This window comes from Bacteroidota bacterium (assembly GCA_016715945.1).
Lineage (GTDB): Bacteria > Bacteroidota > Bacteroidia > Bacteroidales > F082 > JALNZU01.
Map to the genome: position 1 here is coordinate 141,075 of JADJXJ010000003.1, position 16,215 is coordinate 157,289.

Genomic DNA, 16,215 nt, shown 5'->3' on the forward strand with positions numbered 1-16,215 from the left:
ATTATGCTTTACGGTCGTTCTCCGGTTTTTCGGCCTGCAGAAATGCAATGGTCGAACGGACAAGGGCTTCGAGCACATTCAGGTCGATGTCTGCCAGCTTTTTAATGTAGATGCAGCCTTTGCCCATTTTGAATTTTCCGAGCTTTTGCAGCAGCTCATCCTGAAAGTTGTTGTAAGGAATGTTGACATACAAAGTGAGCGCCGCTTTGCGGGGCGAAAATGCGACCAAAGGCATGTCGCCCTCGTGGCCGCTGGCATATCTGTAATGGTATGTGCCAAATCCGATGATGGATGGCCCCCACATCACCGGTTCGTGCCCCGACCAGATTTGCATCAGCTTCACAAGTGCATGGCTGTCTGCTTTCTTCTGCGCACTGTCGGCGAATGCCTCAATAAACGCGCTCACATTTGCCCCTGTGGGTTTGGTTTTGTTTTCAGCCATTGCTGACTAATCGACTTGAATTAGTGGTGGATTCAGGTGCAAAAATCGATCAATTAACCTCAAAATCTGATTCGGGTGCATATTCAATATAGACAACTCACACGACTTGAGCCAAACGCAAGTGTTCGTTCGCTATGGTTTCTTCGTTAAAGGTCAAGCAGTCCGAATGTTTCATGATGAGGAATGTTAAGGTCGATGAACTGAAATTTTGGTGCTGCTTCTTTTCTCAGCAAGTTGTAAATTTTTTAACTTTCGCTGTCTGATGAAAGGTAAAATTCAATTGCTTTTTCACAGTCGGCCTGAGCAAAAAGTTTTGTATCGTTTGAAATGATCTTTCTGCTTGCGACCTCTAATTTGCCGTTTCTCTTTGCCTTAAATGTAATTCTTGCAAACTCTCCTGCTCTTTTTGAATGATCTAAGTTGAACGGAACTATTTGTAAATTTCTCAAAGGCAGCTCATTTACATCACCACCAACGCAATATCCCGCAATGCTGATTGTTGAAATCATCATTGTAATTTCTTTTTGTAAAAAGTATCTGAAATATCCATCGGCGTTTTCAAAAAGAGGGTCGTTATCGTTAAGAAAACGAATAAAGAAACTTGTATCAAGTAATACTGCTTTATGCATCATATCTGCCCCTTAACTCGTTTAACCATTTGTCGGGGTCTATTGTGCCGAGCCAGGATTTTTTTGCTTTATCCCGTAAATTTTTTAAATACGCTTCATCATATATTGGCTGATATTCAACCAATTCAATAAATTTCAATGTTGATGGGTCAATTTCACCTGTCTCTGAGTGCTGTTTTCCTGTTGCTCTGATTCCAAATGTCTTGTATAGCAGATTTTCCTCATATTGCTCAAGAAAGCTTATTGGTGTCTGAATTCTTATTGTTCCGAGTTCTTCTGTAACGAGGTGAATATTAGCTTTGTCTTTTCCGCCTGCATTGGTCACTTTTCCATAAAAATAAAATTCAGCATCTGCCCAGACAGCTTCTGTTCTGTAGTAACTTGTGGTTTTATCAATTCTAACTTCGTTTGTATTATCAAGTGATGTTCGGATGCTGAAAACGTAATTACGTTTTGTGGCAATATCTTGAATGTTTTCAAATGCTTTTGCTGTTGATAAGTCAAGAAAGTCAATGTTTTGAACTTGATTTACCTGTCCAATGATGGCATTAAAGCCAATGATATGTTGAATTGAAGTTTTAAAAATATGCTTTACTGAACCTTCTTCAATTTTGTAGCTTATAGTTGGTCTGTTCCTTTTTTCACCGGGGAAAAGCAGGTCTTCAGCATTTTCAAGAATAGAGATAATGTCCCGAATGTCATAAATGTCGGGCGAAAGGTCAAGGTTCCCTTGCGAGCCAGTTATACTAATCTCTATGAAGCCAATTTTTTCCATATCACAAAGTTAAGTGGATTTTGTAACCGTTTGGCCATTTGAATCATAGCCTTTTTTTACGTCTCTATTCTTTGAGAACCGACTCAAAGTGTTTCTATAGGGTCGGATGTTGATCAATTATTAATAAGGAGGTTGCTTTTTTTGATGTGCATTCCCCTGTCTTTAAAGCTTTTAAGAGTTATGATGATACTCAGGGCGATGGTCAGAATACGGAAAATATTCGGATAGACCGAACCCAGTGCATTGGAGCTCATATCGAAGAGTGTCCACGAAAGGTTCATCAGGATATGCAGGAAAACCGGCACCCACAGGTTGTTGTCCCATTCGATATAGAGCCATGCAAACCAAACGGCCCCCATGGCGGTAACCAGAAAAACACCGCTGGCCTCAGCAAGGTTGGAGCCCTGGTACAAGTGGCTCAGGCCGAATACCAGTGCACCGGCAAGCGAAGCCGGCACAAAACCCCAGCCGCAAAACCGAAACAAAAGGCCAAACAGGAACCCCCTGAACAACAATTCTTCCATCAACCCTGCCAGCAAGGTAGCCTGAATTAACCTGATGACCGTAAGATCGTCGGGCACCCTTCCGGCCAGTGCCGAGCTTATCAGCATGGGCGAAACCACAACAGCCGCAAAACCAAAGGCTTTCCAGGGATTATGATTCAAGCCGAGTACAGCCGGTACACGGGATATGCCAAAGATTGCTGCTGTTGCCAGTCCCACAGGAACCAACCACCAGGAGTAGGTGTAGAGCATCCGCAGGTAACTATGCTGGATTGAAATATCGAATATATTGTTAATCAGTCTGTTGCCATAAAGTGAAAGTAAAAAGATTACGATCACGACAACTGATCGAATGGCAGCTTTTGGGTGCATTGGCCTGTTATTGGTTGGCCAAAAGTAGGAAAAGGGCCTGACCAGCAAAGATTTTTAACAATGCTTTGGCGAATGCCGGGCAGGACATCTACGCATTTTTCAAAGACTTTCCACAAAGGCTTTCATTTTGGCGCTAACCTCTCCGGCCAGGCTGGTGAGCTCGGGTTTGCCCATGGCGGCAATCATTTCGAGCGGTTCCATGGCAGCCACTTCAATATTTCCCCCGCCCTGGTCAATCACAACCAAATTGCAGGGCAGGAGCACACCCAGTTTGTCTTCCATACGAAGCGCCTTGCTGGCAAAATGCGGATTGCATGCCCCCAGGATTACATAGGGCTTGAAATCGTCGTTGATTTTTTCTTTGAGTGTGGCGCTTACATCAATCACCGAAACCAGCCCGAAGCCAATGGCCTTAAGGCCCTCTGTAACCTGCTGTATGGTTTGATCGAAATCGCCTTTCACGGTCTTGCTGATATAGTATTGCATGAGCCGAAATTGTATTGGTTTTGGCAACTAAGATACAACGATTAGTTCTTTTCGTAGGCATGAACCGGACAAGTTTGAGGTGTAAGTGCTTCAAATACAAAAAAATAATCTTGCAAAACAGCCTTGCCCTGAAATAAAGCCTACCTTTGCAGCCCAATTTTAATACCATTTCATGATTAGTTTTCAAGAACTTGGGTTGCGTCAGGAACTTTTGCGGGCTGTTGAAGCCTTAGGATTCAGCGAGCCCATGCCGATTCAGGCCGAAGTGATACCGGCCCTCATTGCACAGCCATCCGACCTTGTAGGCCTGGCCCAGACGGGTACAGGCAAGACGGCCGCTTTTGGCCTGCCTGTGCTTCATCACATTGATGCATCGCTCAGGCAAACGCAGGCTGTGGTTTTGTGCCCCACACGCGAACTTTGTCTGCAAATCTCGCGCGATCTGACCAATTTTGCCCGTTTCATGCCCTCGATAGCCATCTCGGCCGTGTATGGCGGAGCCTCGATCGAAAAACAGTTGCGCGAACTGGCCCAGAAGCCTCAGATCATTGTTGCCACCCCAGGCAGGCTCAACGACATGATCCGCCGCGGAAAAACCGACTTCAGCCATGTGCAGTGGGTGGTGCTCGACGAAGCCGACGAAATGCTCGACATGGGTTTTCAGGAAGATGTGGACACCATCCTGCAAACCATGCCATCAAGCCACCACACCTTACTCTTTTCGGCTACCATGCCCGAAGAAGTGGAGGCTATCCTGAACAAGTATATGACCAACCCACAGGTGAAATCGGTGGGCAAACGCAATACCGGTACGGCCAATGTGAAACATATGTATTATGTGGTGCAGGCCAAGGACCGTTATGCAGCCCTCAAGCGCATAGCCGATTTCAACCCGGCCATCTATGCCATCGTGTTTTGCCGCACCAGGGTTGAAACTCAGGAAGTGGCCGACAACCTGATCCGCGACGGATACAATGCCGATGCGTTGCATGGTGATCTTTCGCAGGCCCAGCGCGACCATGTGATGAACCGTTTCCGTCAGGGCTCGCTGCAGATGCTGGTGGCTACCGACGTGGCAGCGCGAGGTCTGGATGTAAACAACCTGACCCATGTGATCAACTACAACCTGCCCGATGAACCGGAGGTGTATATCCACCGCAGCGGACGCACCGGCCGGGCCGACAAAACAGGGGTGTGCATCAGCATCATCCACACCAGGGAGAAAAGCAAGCTGCGCATCATCGAACGCAAGGTGGGGCGCGAGTTTGCCCAGGCAAAAGTGCCCACAGGCGTCCAGGTGTGCGAAAAACAGTTGTTTCACCACATCGACCGCATGGAAAAGGTGGAGATAAATCACGAGGAAATCGACGCCTTCTTGCCTGTAATTTTCCGTAAGCTGGAGTGGATGAGCCGCGAAGACATCATTCGCCGTTTTGTGGCCCTGGAGTTCAACCGCTTTCTGGAATACTACCGCAATGCGCCCGACCTTAATGTGGAAGAGCGCGGCCCGGAGCGGGAATACCGCGAAAAAGGCAAAAGCCGCCCCATCGAAAGGCGCGACGACCAGGGACGCTTTACCCGCCTGTTTTTCAGCATTGGCAGGCGCGACGGCACCGGCCCGCACAACATCATCGGCCTGATCAACGAAGTCACCCGCTCGCGCGATGTGAGCATCGGCCGCATTGATATCATGGACAACTTCTCGTTTGTGGATGTGGACAACCAGCATGTGGATATGGTGGTGGAAGCCTTTGCGAACAAGCAGCGCAACAAAACGGGGGTCAGGGTGAACCCTGCCGATCCCAGAGAAGGTGGCAAGACGTCGTCCAGATCATCGAAACCAGCCTGGAAAAAAGCCAGAAAATACTAGACATTTTATATAAAGCGCTTTAGTTCAGCGCTTTACTGCAACAAGGCGCACCAGGGCCGACAAACCCTGGTGCAACAAGCCTTCGTTGAGCGTATCCACAGTTTCGTCGAGCATCAGCATTTCGAAATCCGGAAAGTCGGAAGCGAGCAAGTGGGCCGTGTAAAGCAGGTCGGGATGCTGCGGTCCGCCTGTGCCGTAACTGAGCTGATCGCGGTGGTAAGCTTCGATGATGAGCCGTCCGCCCGGGCGAATCGATCCGGACAGCTTCCTGTGCCATTGCTTCCGGAGCTCCGGGGGCAGGTGGACAAATATTTCGGCCGCAGCATCGTAGGAATTCTCCGGAAGGGTGGCTTCTGCAAGGTCGCAAACCAGGTAGTTCTGGAGTTTGGTCCCGGATTGCTCAGCCAGCGCGAGGGCTTTTTTACGTGCTTCATGGCTGAAGTCGATGGCATCCACCTGCCAGCCTTTCAGGGCGGCAAAAACGGCATTGCGGCCCTCGCCTTCGCCGGGCAGCAAAAGCCTGCCTGGCTCGGTCTGCACAATCTGAGCGGCAAAGAAACGATTGGGCGCCGTGCCATAAACGTACTCATCGCCTGCAAAACGAGCATCCCAGAGGGCTTTCATTCGGGCTCAACGTGCTGATGGTTACCTGATTTCGCGATGGCGTTTTTCCTGTTTGATCTGGGCATCAATCACTGCCACGGTGATCATGTTAACAATTTCGGCAACCGAGGCGCCCATCTGAAGCACCTGAACAGCCTCGCTCAGCCCGTTAAGGATAGGTCCGATGACCTCGAACTTACCCAGCTCCTGCATCAGTTTGTAGGCGATGTTGGCCGACTCGAGATTGGGGAAGATGAGCACATTAGCCGGGCCGCCCATCAGCTTGCTGAACGAGAAGTTTTCGGCCAGCAGCTCAGGGTTGAGTGCAGCATTGGCCTGAATTTCACCGTCAACAATCATATCGGGATGATGTTGATGCAGGTATTCCACTGCTTTACGCTGTTTTTGAGGCACTTCGCCATCCGACGAGCCAAAGCTGGAGTAAGACACCAGGGCCACGCGGGGTGTGATTTTGAAGTCTTTCACACTGCGGCAGGTTTGCAGGGTAATTTCGACCAGCTCTTCCCAGCTTGGGTCGATATTTACGGTGCAGTCGGCAAAGAAAACCGGTCCTTCCGGCCCGTTGATGATGTACATGCCCGAAACGACTTTGTTGCCCGGACTTTTGTCGATCACCTGAAGCACCGGACGCACCGAGTCGGGGTAGTTGCGGGTGAGCCCCGTGACCATGGCATCGGCATAACCTGTGACGAGCATCATGGGAGCAAAATAGTTGCGGTGCATCATATAGCTCCGGGCAGCGTTGAAGGTCATGCCTTTGCGCTGACGGCGCTGGAAGAGCATTTCGGCATACTGCTTGCGGCGTCCGTTTTGTTCGTTCGAACGGGGATCGATGATTTCGACACCGCTGAGTTCGAGTTCGTGCTCCTGGATGATCTGTTTAATCTTCAGCACATTACCTAGAAGGATGGGTTCGGCTATGCCCTCGTTGAGCACAATTTCGGCGGCTTTGAGCATTTTGTAATGCTCTGCATCGGCCAGAATGACCCGCTTGGGGTTGTGTTTGGCGCGGGTTTTCATCTGCCGCTTGATGGGGTTGTTGGTTTTGAGGCGTTTGCGGAGTTCCTCGAGGTAAGCGTCCCAGTTTTTGATGGGACTGCGGGCCACACCACTCTCCATGGCGGCTTTGGCTACAGCCGGAGCTACGCGTTCGATCAGGCGTGGGTCGGAGGGTTTGGGGATGATGTATTCGCGACCGAAGCGCAGATTGTTCACATTGAATGCGATGTTAACCTCTTCAGGTACAGGTTCTTTGGCCAGTTGTGCAAGTGCGCGCGAGGCTGCCAGCTTCATCTCGTCGTTGATCTCGCGGGCACGCACGTCGAGGGCGCCTCGGAAGATGTACGGAAAACCAAGCACGTTGTTGATCTGGTTCGGGAAGTCGCTTCGCCCGGTGGCCATAATGATGTCGTCGCGTGTTGACATGGCATCGTTGTACGAGATTTCGGGCACCGGGTTGGCCAGTGCAAACACGATGGGATTGGGCGCCATGGCCAGGAGCATATCTTTTTTGAGCACTCCGGCAACTGAAAGGCCCAGAAACATGTCGGCGCCCTTGAGGGCTTCGGCCAGGCTGATGTTGGGCACATCGCGGGCAAACATGCGCTTGGTTTCGTTGAGGTCCTGACGCGAAGTGTTGAGCACGCCCCGGCTGTCGAACATCAGGATGTTTTCGGGCCTCGCGCCCAGCTTCACATAGAGCTTGGTGCAGGATATAGCAGCAGCTCCGGCTCCGTTCACCACAATTCTGATGTCTTCTATCTTCTTCCCGTTGATTTCGAGCGCATTGAGCAGGCCGGCCGAAGTGATGATGGCTGTGCCGTGCTGGTCGTCGTGCATCACAGGGATATTGAGCTGTTTTTTGAGCTCGTCTTCAATCAGAAAACATTCGGGCGCCTTGATATCCTCGAGGTTGATGCCTCCGAAGGTGGGCGAGATGGCTTTCACAATCTCGATAAACTTGTGCGGGTCTTTTTCGTTTATTTCGATGTCGAACACGTCAATATCGGCAAACACCTTGAACAACAGTCCTTTGCCTTCCATGACGGGTTTGCCGGCTTCCGGGCCGATGTCGCCCAAACCAAGCACAGCCGTGCCATTGCTGATTACAGCCACGAGGTTTCCTTTGGCGGTATATTTATACACATCGTCGGGATTTTTGTTGATGGCCAGGCATGGGTCGGCCACCCCGGGGGTATAGGCAAGCGAAAGATCGCGTTGTGTGGTGTAGGGCTTTGTAGGTACAACTTCCAGCTTGCCAGGCCTGCCAAGGGCGTGATAGTTCAGGGCATCTTTGAAAAAAAGCTTATCCATAGCTGTAGTGTTTGATAATAACAAAGGTAGGGCAAAAACATGCCATAAGCTAAATGCTGAGTGCGTTTTGACAAAGGTTCGGTTTAAATAAGGTGAGGCTTTGCCCGAATGGCTGGTTAAGTAGCGAAATTCGTATTTTTGCCCGGCCCGCATGGAGGGCTTAAGCAACAAGGATGTACGATTACATTTCGGGTAAAGTGACAGCCATCAATCCTGCCTGGGTAGTTATCGAGGCAGGAGGCATCGGCTATATGCTTCAGATCAGCCTGAACACCTACAGCGCCATTAACGGCAAGGAGCAGGTCAGGCTCTACACACATCTTTCCATCAGAGAGGATGCCCATGTGCTGTATGGTTTCTTCGATCAGGAGGAAAGGACAGTATTTCAGTTGCTTATGTCTGTTTCGGGCGTGGGGGCAGGCACGGCCAGGATGATTTTGTCGTCGCTTTCCACGCGCGATACCATCGAGGCCATAGCCCGCGGCAATGTGCAAACCCTGCAGCGCATCAAAGGCATAGGCGCCAAAACAGCCCAGCGCATTGTGGTCGATTTGCGCGACAAGGTAGGCAAGGCCGCATCTGCACTGCCCGAAAAAAGCCCCGAAATATACAATAGTGCAGGAGAGGAAGCGTTATCAGCTCTGCTGGTGTTGGGCTTCCAGCGTTCGGCCGCCGAAAAAGTGGTTGCCGGCCTGTTGCGCACTGACCCTTCCATGGCGGTGGACAAACTCATACGGGAAGCCCTCAGGCAGCTTTAAACAAATATCTGAAAGTACTTTGGGAGATAAACCGAACCAGACCACATACTTGAAATCCCTGAACAGATACATCTCGCGCATTGTGATGTTGTGCGCGGCAGGCTTTTTTTTGCTCGGCAGCATGTTTGCAGCCAGGCCGCTTGGCGAACCTGTGGCATCCGGGCAACACACAGTTGCTGCAGCTCCTGAATTGCTGCCCGACGAACCCGATAGCCTCGCCAGACCCAGGTTTCCTGTGCCTAAAAACGACGGAAACCCGTTAAACCAGATTGAAAACCAGTCGCCGCTCTACCTCAAAGACCCACCAAACATCCGGCGCGAGGTGGTTTATGATCCTGCAACACGACGCTACATATTTTACGAACGCATAGGCGATTTCACCTACCGCAGTCCTTCGGTGCTCACTCAGGAGCAATATCTTGATTATCAGGCGCGCAAGAGCCAGCGGGAATTCTGGAAACAACGTTCGGGCCAGACAGCAGCACCCTCCGGTGCATCCATCATCCCTGCCATTTACGTGGGAGGCAAAGTGTTCGACCAGATCTTTGGGAGCAACACCATCGACATCCGCCCGCAGGGTACCGCCGAAGTGACCTTTGGGGTGCGCAGCATGCTGCGCGACGACCCACAGCTCAACATCCGCCAGCGCAGGGTTACCAATTTTGATTTTGACCAGCGCATCCAGATGAATGTGGTGGCTAAGATCGGCGACAAAATTGAGTTCAGGACAAACTACAACACCGATGCCATTTTTCAGTTCGAAAACCGGCTCGCGCTGAAGTACGAAGGCAAAGAAGACGAGATCCTGAAGCTTGTTGAAGCAGGTAATGTCAGCCTTCCCCTCAACACCACCCTGATCAGAGGTAGCCAGGCCCTTTTTGGTGTGAAGACCAAGATGCAATTTGGACGTACCTCGGTGACGGCCGTGTTTTCGCAACAGGAAAGTGAAACGCGCAACATCACCGTACAGGGCGGGGCACAGGCCAACCGCTTCAGGCTCACCAGTCTCGACTACGAGGAAAACCGCCACTTTTTCCTAAGCCAGTATTTCCGCGACAATTACGAAAGGGCGCTGCAATCGCTCCCCGTCGTCACCTCCGATGTCAACATTACCCGGGTGGAAGTGTGGATTACCAACATCGGTCCGGCAGTGCAGGACAACCGCAACCTGGTGGCTTTTACCGACCTTGGCGAGGGCCGCCGCGAATGGCTGTTCAACAGAGAGATTCATCCCAATTCCGGTCCGCCTCTCCCCTCGAACCGCGTGAACAACCTTAAGGAAAGGCTCGATACGGCCAGCGTGCGCAACATCAACACCGTTTCGAACTACCTGCTCGGCGACCCGCTGAGGATAGGCCGCAACGGGTATTTTGTGGCCGGGCAGGACTTTGAAAAAATTGAGAACGCACGCAAGCTGAGCCCCACCGAATACTCATTCAATCCCAAACTGGGCTTTATCTCGCTCAATACCAACCTGGGTCCCGACCAAACCCTGGCTGTGGCCTACCAGTACACCATCATCGGATACGACAGCGTGTTTCAGGTGGGGGAGTTTTCCGACCAGGGAATCAATGCACCCAACGCCCTCATGGTCAAGCTGCTCAAGAGCACTACCCTGAACACCCGCATGCCCATGTGGAACCTGATGATGAAGAACGTGTATTCGCTCAAGGCATTCCAGGTCAACCGCGACGACTTCACGCTCAACATCCTATACTCAGGAAACCAAAACGGCGTTCCGACCGGCTATTTTACTGAGGGTGACGACAATGTGCGGGGCGTGCCGCTCATCCACCTGATGAACGTGGACTTTTTGAACATGCAGGGCAACCCGGTTTCCGGAGGGGATGGGGTGTTCGACTTTCTGGATAATGCCGCCACCGCAGGTGGCACCATCAACTCCAGCAACGGACGCATCTATTTCCCTGTGCTTGAGCCGTTTGGAAAACATATCCGCCAGCGCATCTTCCCCAACGACCCGGAGCTGGCCAACCGTTATGCCTACGACTCGCTCTATACCCTGACCAAAACCGGAGCCGAGCAGTTTCCCGAACGAAACAAGTTCATCCTCGAGGGGTATTACAAATCGCAGTCGGGCAGCGAGATCAGCCTCAATGCACTTAATGTGCCCCAGGGTTCGGTGCGTGTGACTGCCGGCGGTGTGCCGCTGGTAGAAAACGTTGACTATACGGTGGATTACACCCTGGGTCGGGTGCGCATCATCAACGAAGGCATCATGAGCTCCGGCACACCCATCAACATTTCGCTCGAAAGCAACTCACTATTCAGCTTGCAGCAAAAACGCATGATGGGTTTGCGTGTTGACCACGAGCTCAACAAAGATTTTCGCCTGGGGGCCACCCTGCTCAACCTGCACGAACGTCCGCTCACCCGCAAGGTAAACTATGGCGACGATCCCATCTCGAATACCATTTACGGCCTCGACCTGAGCTGGCGAAGTGAGTCGCTCTGGCTGAGCCGGATGATCGACAAGCTGCCTTTCTACAGCACCAAACAGGCTTCGCGCATCAATGTGGATGCAGAGTTTGCACATTTTCTGCCCGGACATTCGCGTGCTGTGGGCAAAACAGGAACCTCCTACATTGATGATTTTGAGGGCGCCAAATCAACCATCGACCTGCGTCAGGTGAGCAGCTGGCACATGGCCAGCACACCCCAGGGCCAGCCCGATATCTTCCCCGAAGCAGCACCCGGCACAGGTCTGGCTTATGGATTCAATCGCGCGCGCCTGGCCTGGTACATCATCGACCCCATGTTTTACGACCGCTTTGGCTCGCTGCGTCCGCCAAATGTGGACAAAAACGAACTGAGCCGCCACAGTGTGCGTCAGGTGCTCGAGACCGAGGTGTTTCCAAATAAGGAAATACCTTCAGGCACACCCACCAACATCGCCGTGCTCAACCTGGCATTCTATCCTGGCGAGCGCGGACCATACAACTACGATGTGAACCCCACCGCATTCAGCCGGGGGTTGCTTGCCGATGGCCGTCTTGCTGATCCGCGCAGCCGCTGGGGCGGCATCATGCGCCGCGTGGAAACCCCCGACTTCGAAGCCACCAACATCGAGTATATCGAGTTCTGGATGATGGACCCCTTTGCGGAAAATCCTGACATAAATAACAAGGGCGACCTCTACATCAACCTGGGCGACATCTCCGAAGACATCCTGCGCGATGGACGGAGGTTTTTTGAACATGGACTGCCCGTTTCAGAAAAAGTTGAAAACGTGGATACTACCATATGGGGACGCGTGCCACGTTTGCAGGCATTGGTCGAATCGTTCAGTAATATCCCGGGTTCGCGCAAGTTTCAGGATGTGGGTTTTGACGGTTTGAACGACGATGACGAACGTTCGTTCAGGGCTGATTACCTTGAAGCTATCCGTCTTGCCTTTGGCGAAGATTCGGAAGTCTACACGCAGGCTCTTGCCGATCCCTCGGCCGACAACTATCAGTATTTCAGGGGTTCGCGCCTCGACACCGACCCCAGATTCAGCAGTGTGCTTGAGCGTTACAAGCGGTTCAACGGGCCGGATGGCAACTCGCCCACCGACGACATGAACCCCGAAAACTACCCCATCAGCAACAGCACCATGCCCCACGTGGAAGACATCAACCGCGACAACACACTGAGCGAGGCCGAACGTTATTTCCAGTACCGCGTGCGGCTCGATCCGCAAAACATGCGTGTGGGCGAAAACTTCATCTCCGACATCCGCGAAGCAAAAGGAATCCCGCTTGCCAATGGCACCGTGGGCGAGGTGAAGTGGTATCAGTTCCGCATTCCCGTCAGCCAGCCCGAGCGGGTGGTCGGCAATATCGAAGACTTCCGTTCGGTGCGCTTTATGCGTATGTTTATGCGTGGTTTCGAACAACCGGTGGTGCTTCGTTTTGCCACGCTTCAGCTCGTGCGCGGCGAATGGCGCAAATATCGCAACAGCCTGCTGGCTCCGGGCGAATATGTGTCCGGCGACCAGGGAAACAACACTACATTCGAAATTTCGGCGGTCAACATCGAGGAAAACGGCCGGCGCGAACCCATCCCATACGTTGTTCCTCCGGGCATCGAACGCGAAATAAATTATGGCACCACCAGCCTGGTGCGCCTCAACGAGCAATCGATGCAGCTTGCTGTGACCGATCTGCTGGACGGCGACGCCCGCGCAGCCTTCAAAACCACCGACTTCGACTTCAGGCGCTACAAAAAACTGCGCATGTTTGTGCATGCGGAGAAATTCTTTGCAGACCAGGAGCTTCAATATGGTGACCTCACCGTGTTCGTAAGAATGGGGTCCGACTTCACTGAAAACTACTACGAATACGAAATCCCCCTTACTTTCACTCCCTGGGGGACCTCCTTTACCAGGCCCGACCTCATCTGGCCCGAAGCCAACCAGTTCAACATCGACCTCGAGGAGCTGGTCAAGGTGAAGCAGAACCGCAACATCGCCATGCGCAACCCCAACAGCAGCATCAGGCTCAACTATCCCTACATAGAACAGCGTGGAAGCCATACGGTGCGCGTCATAGGTAATCCGAACATCAGCGACGTAAAAGGTATCATGATCGGGGTGCGCAACCCCAAACGCCGACCCGGCACCAACACTACCGACGATGGACAGCCCAAAAGCGCCATCATCTGGGTGAACGAGCTGCGTGTGACCGACTTCGACAACAGCGGAGGCTGGGCTGCCAATGCCCGCATCGAAACTACCCTGGCCGACCTGGGCCGTGTGGTGCTCACAGGTTCGCACAGCACCGCCGGATTTGGCAGCCTCGAAATGAAAGTCAACGAAACATCGCTCGAGCGCGCCACCAACTTCGACGTGGCCACCGATATCGACCTTGGCAAGTTCTTCCCCGAAAATGTCGGACTAAGGCTACCGCTTCATTTCGACTATGGTGAGTCGCACCTCCGACCTGAATACAATCCGCTTGAACCCGATATCAAACAACGCGATTTCCTGCAATCGTTCGAAACAGAGGCGGAGAAAGACTCCATTAAAAATATCATCAACGACTTCACGATGCGGCGCAACTTCAACCTGATCAATGTGCGCAAGGAACGGCGTGGCAACCTGACCAAAGCCCGCATCTACGACATCGAAAACTGGAATGTTTCGTATGCCTACAGCGAAATATACCAGCGGAACATCGACGTTGAGTACGATCGCCGCCTGCTCTACCGCGGAGGACTTGGCTACAACTATACCACCAACCCCAAAAACGTGCAACCCTTTGCCACCGCACGATGGGCCAAAAGTCCGGTGATGCAGCTGTTCAAAGATTTCAATTTCTACTACCTGCCCCGCAACCTCGCTTTCCGCACCGAGATGAACCGCATGAACAACGAGAAAAAATTCCGCAACAAGAGCGAGGGCGATATCATTACCTATCCCATCCTGGCCAGGCAATGGGACTGGAACCGCAATTACGACTTCCGGTTCGACCTCACCCGCAGCATCAGCCTCGATTACACGGCTGGTGTAAATGCATTTGTGTATGAACCTGCCGGAAATCCCGACCGCGGCACCGAGCTCTACGAACGACACCGCGATACCATCTGGAACGACATTCTTCGCCTGGGCACCAAAAACCGTTTCAACCACAACATCCGACTCAATTATAACCTGCCTGTCAATAAGATACCACTGTTCAACTGGGTGAACGTAACTGCAGGATATCAGGCTATGTACACCTGGCAGAGTTCGCCACTGAGTGTGAAGCAACGTGTGGGCAACACCATCGAGAACCAAAACAGCCAGCAGCTCAATGGCAATTTCGACTTTGTGCGCCTATATGGCAAGATAGGGTATCTGCAAAAGCTCAGTACACCTGCACGTCCCGGTTTTGGGGGAGGCGCCATGCCAAGGCCCGGAGCAATGCCCCGCCCGGGTACCCAGGTGAAACCTGAAGAAGAGGCGCCCAAAGATACCACCCAACGTAACCCGGCACTGGTGGTGGCCAAAAAAGTGGCCGACGAAGTGCTCAAGCTGGCCATGAGTGTCAAAAGGGGCAGCATCAACTACACACGCAACAACGGCCTCTTCATCCCCGGCTTCATGCCCGAACCCGACCTCCTTGGAGTGAGCTTTGCCAATGCCTACGCCCCGGGTTGGGGATTTGTGTTCGGCAGCAACAACGATATCCGCTCCATGGCGGTGAACAACCGCTGGTTGTCGGCCGATACACTTGTAAACCAAGCGTTTATGAAGAGATATACCGAAAACTACGGATATCGCTTCAACCTTGAACCTTTGCCCGGCATGCGCCTCGACATCAGCAGCGATCTGACCTCGGCTTCCAACTTTAGCGAATACTTCAGGGCAGGAGCCGATGGGGTGTTCCGTGCATTCACCCCTTCCGAGTCAGGCAGCTTTAGCATGTCGTATCTGCTCTGGAAAACTTCATTCTCTAAAGCCCGCAGCGACGAAACCTCCGCTTTGTTCGATCAGCTGCTTGCCAACCGCAAGATTGTGGCCGAACGCCTGGCATACAACAATGCAAAGTGGGTGGCCGAAGGCGAGCGATTTGTTTACGACAGTGTGGCCCGCGATATGTTTCCCTTTGGTTATGGCGCAATCTCGCAGGAAGTTGTGCTCCACGCCTTTGTGGCTGCATACCGCGGAGCCGATGCTAAAACGCTGAACCTTATTACCTTCCCCAGAATACCCTATCCAAACTGGACACTCAGCTACAACGGCCTGAGCAACATCCCGGCCGTGCAAAAGATATTCCGCACCGTCAATATCAACCATGCCTACCGTTCAACCTATTCGGTCAATGCATGGCGCACCAATATCGAATACGACCCCAACAACACCACCAAAACCTATCCCAACAGCAACCTGTTTATCAGCCAGTACGACCTGGGACAGATTACAGTCACCGAACAATTCTCGCCCCTGCTGGGTGTGGATGTTGGCTTGCAAAACAGCATGACTGCCAGGGTGGAATATAAAAAGCAGCGCAACATCACCCTGAGCTTCATCAACAACCAGCTCACCGAGGTTGTGGGCGACGAGGTAGTCATCGGCACAGGTTACCGCTTCCGCAACCTGGCCCTGATTTTCTCGGCCATCAGCGGAGGCGCCGGCACGCGAACTGCCAACGATTTGGTGCTTAAGCTCGATCTTGGATTCCGCACCGACAAAACGACCCTCAGGCGCCTCGACCTGGGCGATAACCAGATCTCTGCAGGGCAGTTCAAAACAAACATCTACTTTACAGCCGATTATACCATCAACAACAGACTCAACATGCAGGCCTTCTTCAAACGCGATATGTCCGATCCTTTTGTGGCTTCGCAGTTCCGCAATGTGAACACCTTTGCCGGGATTACCATGCGGTTCAACCTGGCACAGTAGAATGGAATCGTTTTAATTTATTATCCGCTTGAAAAGGCTGCTGAAAAATGCCATAC

9 protein-coding genes and 1 pseudogene are annotated in these 16,215 nt (G+C 52.1%); 3 read left to right on the top strand and 7 right to left on the bottom strand.

Translation table 11 applies throughout. The features are described 5' to 3' along the window. Position 1 precedes the first annotated feature (1 nt). The 5 genes and pseudogenes from IPM52_10920 to IPM52_10940 all read right to left on the bottom strand — a co-directional run bounded on the left by IPM52_10920 (position 2) and on the right by IPM52_10940 (position 3,207). Entirely contained in the window at positions 2-442 is a 441-nt protein-coding gene (locus IPM52_10920; protein ID MBK9292121.1) for a DUF1801 domain-containing protein, read from the bottom strand. Positions 443-588: 146 nt separating this feature from the next. Beyond that, positions 589-1,071: pseudogene (locus tag IPM52_10925) on the bottom strand (hypothetical protein). Then, the gene (locus IPM52_10930) at positions 1,064-1,846 is read right to left on the bottom strand and encodes a hypothetical protein (GenBank protein ID MBK9292122.1); all 783 of its coding nucleotides are present in this window, start codon (positions 1,844-1,846) and stop codon (positions 1,064-1,066) included. The pseudogene IPM52_10925 and the gene IPM52_10930 overlap by 8 nt, the downstream one beginning before the upstream one ends. 113 nt (positions 1,847-1,959) lie before the next feature. Next, positions 1,960-2,721 (bottom strand): CPBP family intramembrane metalloprotease, encoded by a 762-nt coding sequence (locus IPM52_10935; protein MBK9292123.1) that lies wholly within the window; start codon positions 2,719-2,721, stop codon positions 1,960-1,962. Between the two features lie 99 nt (positions 2,722-2,820). Next, a complete protein-coding gene (locus IPM52_10940; protein ID MBK9292124.1) occupies positions 2,821-3,207 on the bottom strand; it encodes a DUF302 domain-containing protein in 387 nt (128 codons plus the stop codon). Between the two features lie 172 nt (positions 3,208-3,379). On the opposite strand from IPM52_10940, the gene IPM52_10945 reads away from it, so the two are divergent. Further along, on the top strand, positions 3,380-5,077 hold the full coding sequence (locus IPM52_10945; GenBank protein MBK9292125.1) for a DEAD/DEAH box helicase: 1,698 nt from the start codon (positions 3,380-3,382) through the stop codon (positions 5,075-5,077). A 24-nt stretch (positions 5,078-5,101) separates the two neighbouring features. On the opposite strand, the gene IPM52_10950 is transcribed toward IPM52_10945, so the two are convergent. Both IPM52_10950 and IPM52_10955 read right to left on the bottom strand, forming a co-directional pair. Continuing rightward, entirely contained in the window at positions 5,102-5,701 is a 600-nt protein-coding gene (locus tag IPM52_10950; GenBank protein ID MBK9292126.1) for a class I SAM-dependent methyltransferase, read from the bottom strand. Positions 5,702-5,722: 21 nt separating this feature from the next. Next, positions 5,723-8,014 carry an NADP-dependent malic enzyme gene (locus IPM52_10955; GenBank protein ID MBK9292127.1) on the bottom strand — a complete coding sequence of 764 codons (2,292 nt, stop codon included), beginning with the start codon at positions 8,012-8,014 and terminating at the stop codon, positions 5,723-5,725. Between the two features lie 173 nt (positions 8,015-8,187). Between IPM52_10955 and ruvA the strand changes: the two genes are divergently transcribed. Both ruvA and sprA read left to right on the top strand, forming a co-directional pair. Further along, on the top strand, positions 8,188-8,772 hold the full coding sequence (gene ruvA, locus IPM52_10960; GenBank protein ID MBK9292128.1) for a Holliday junction branch migration protein RuvA: 585 nt from the start codon (positions 8,188-8,190) through the stop codon (positions 8,770-8,772). 49 nt (positions 8,773-8,821) lie between these two features. Beyond that, entirely contained in the window at positions 8,822-16,159 is a 7,338-nt protein-coding gene (gene sprA / locus IPM52_10965; protein ID MBK9292129.1) for a cell surface protein SprA, read from the top strand. Positions 16,160-16,215: the final 56 nt, after the last annotated feature.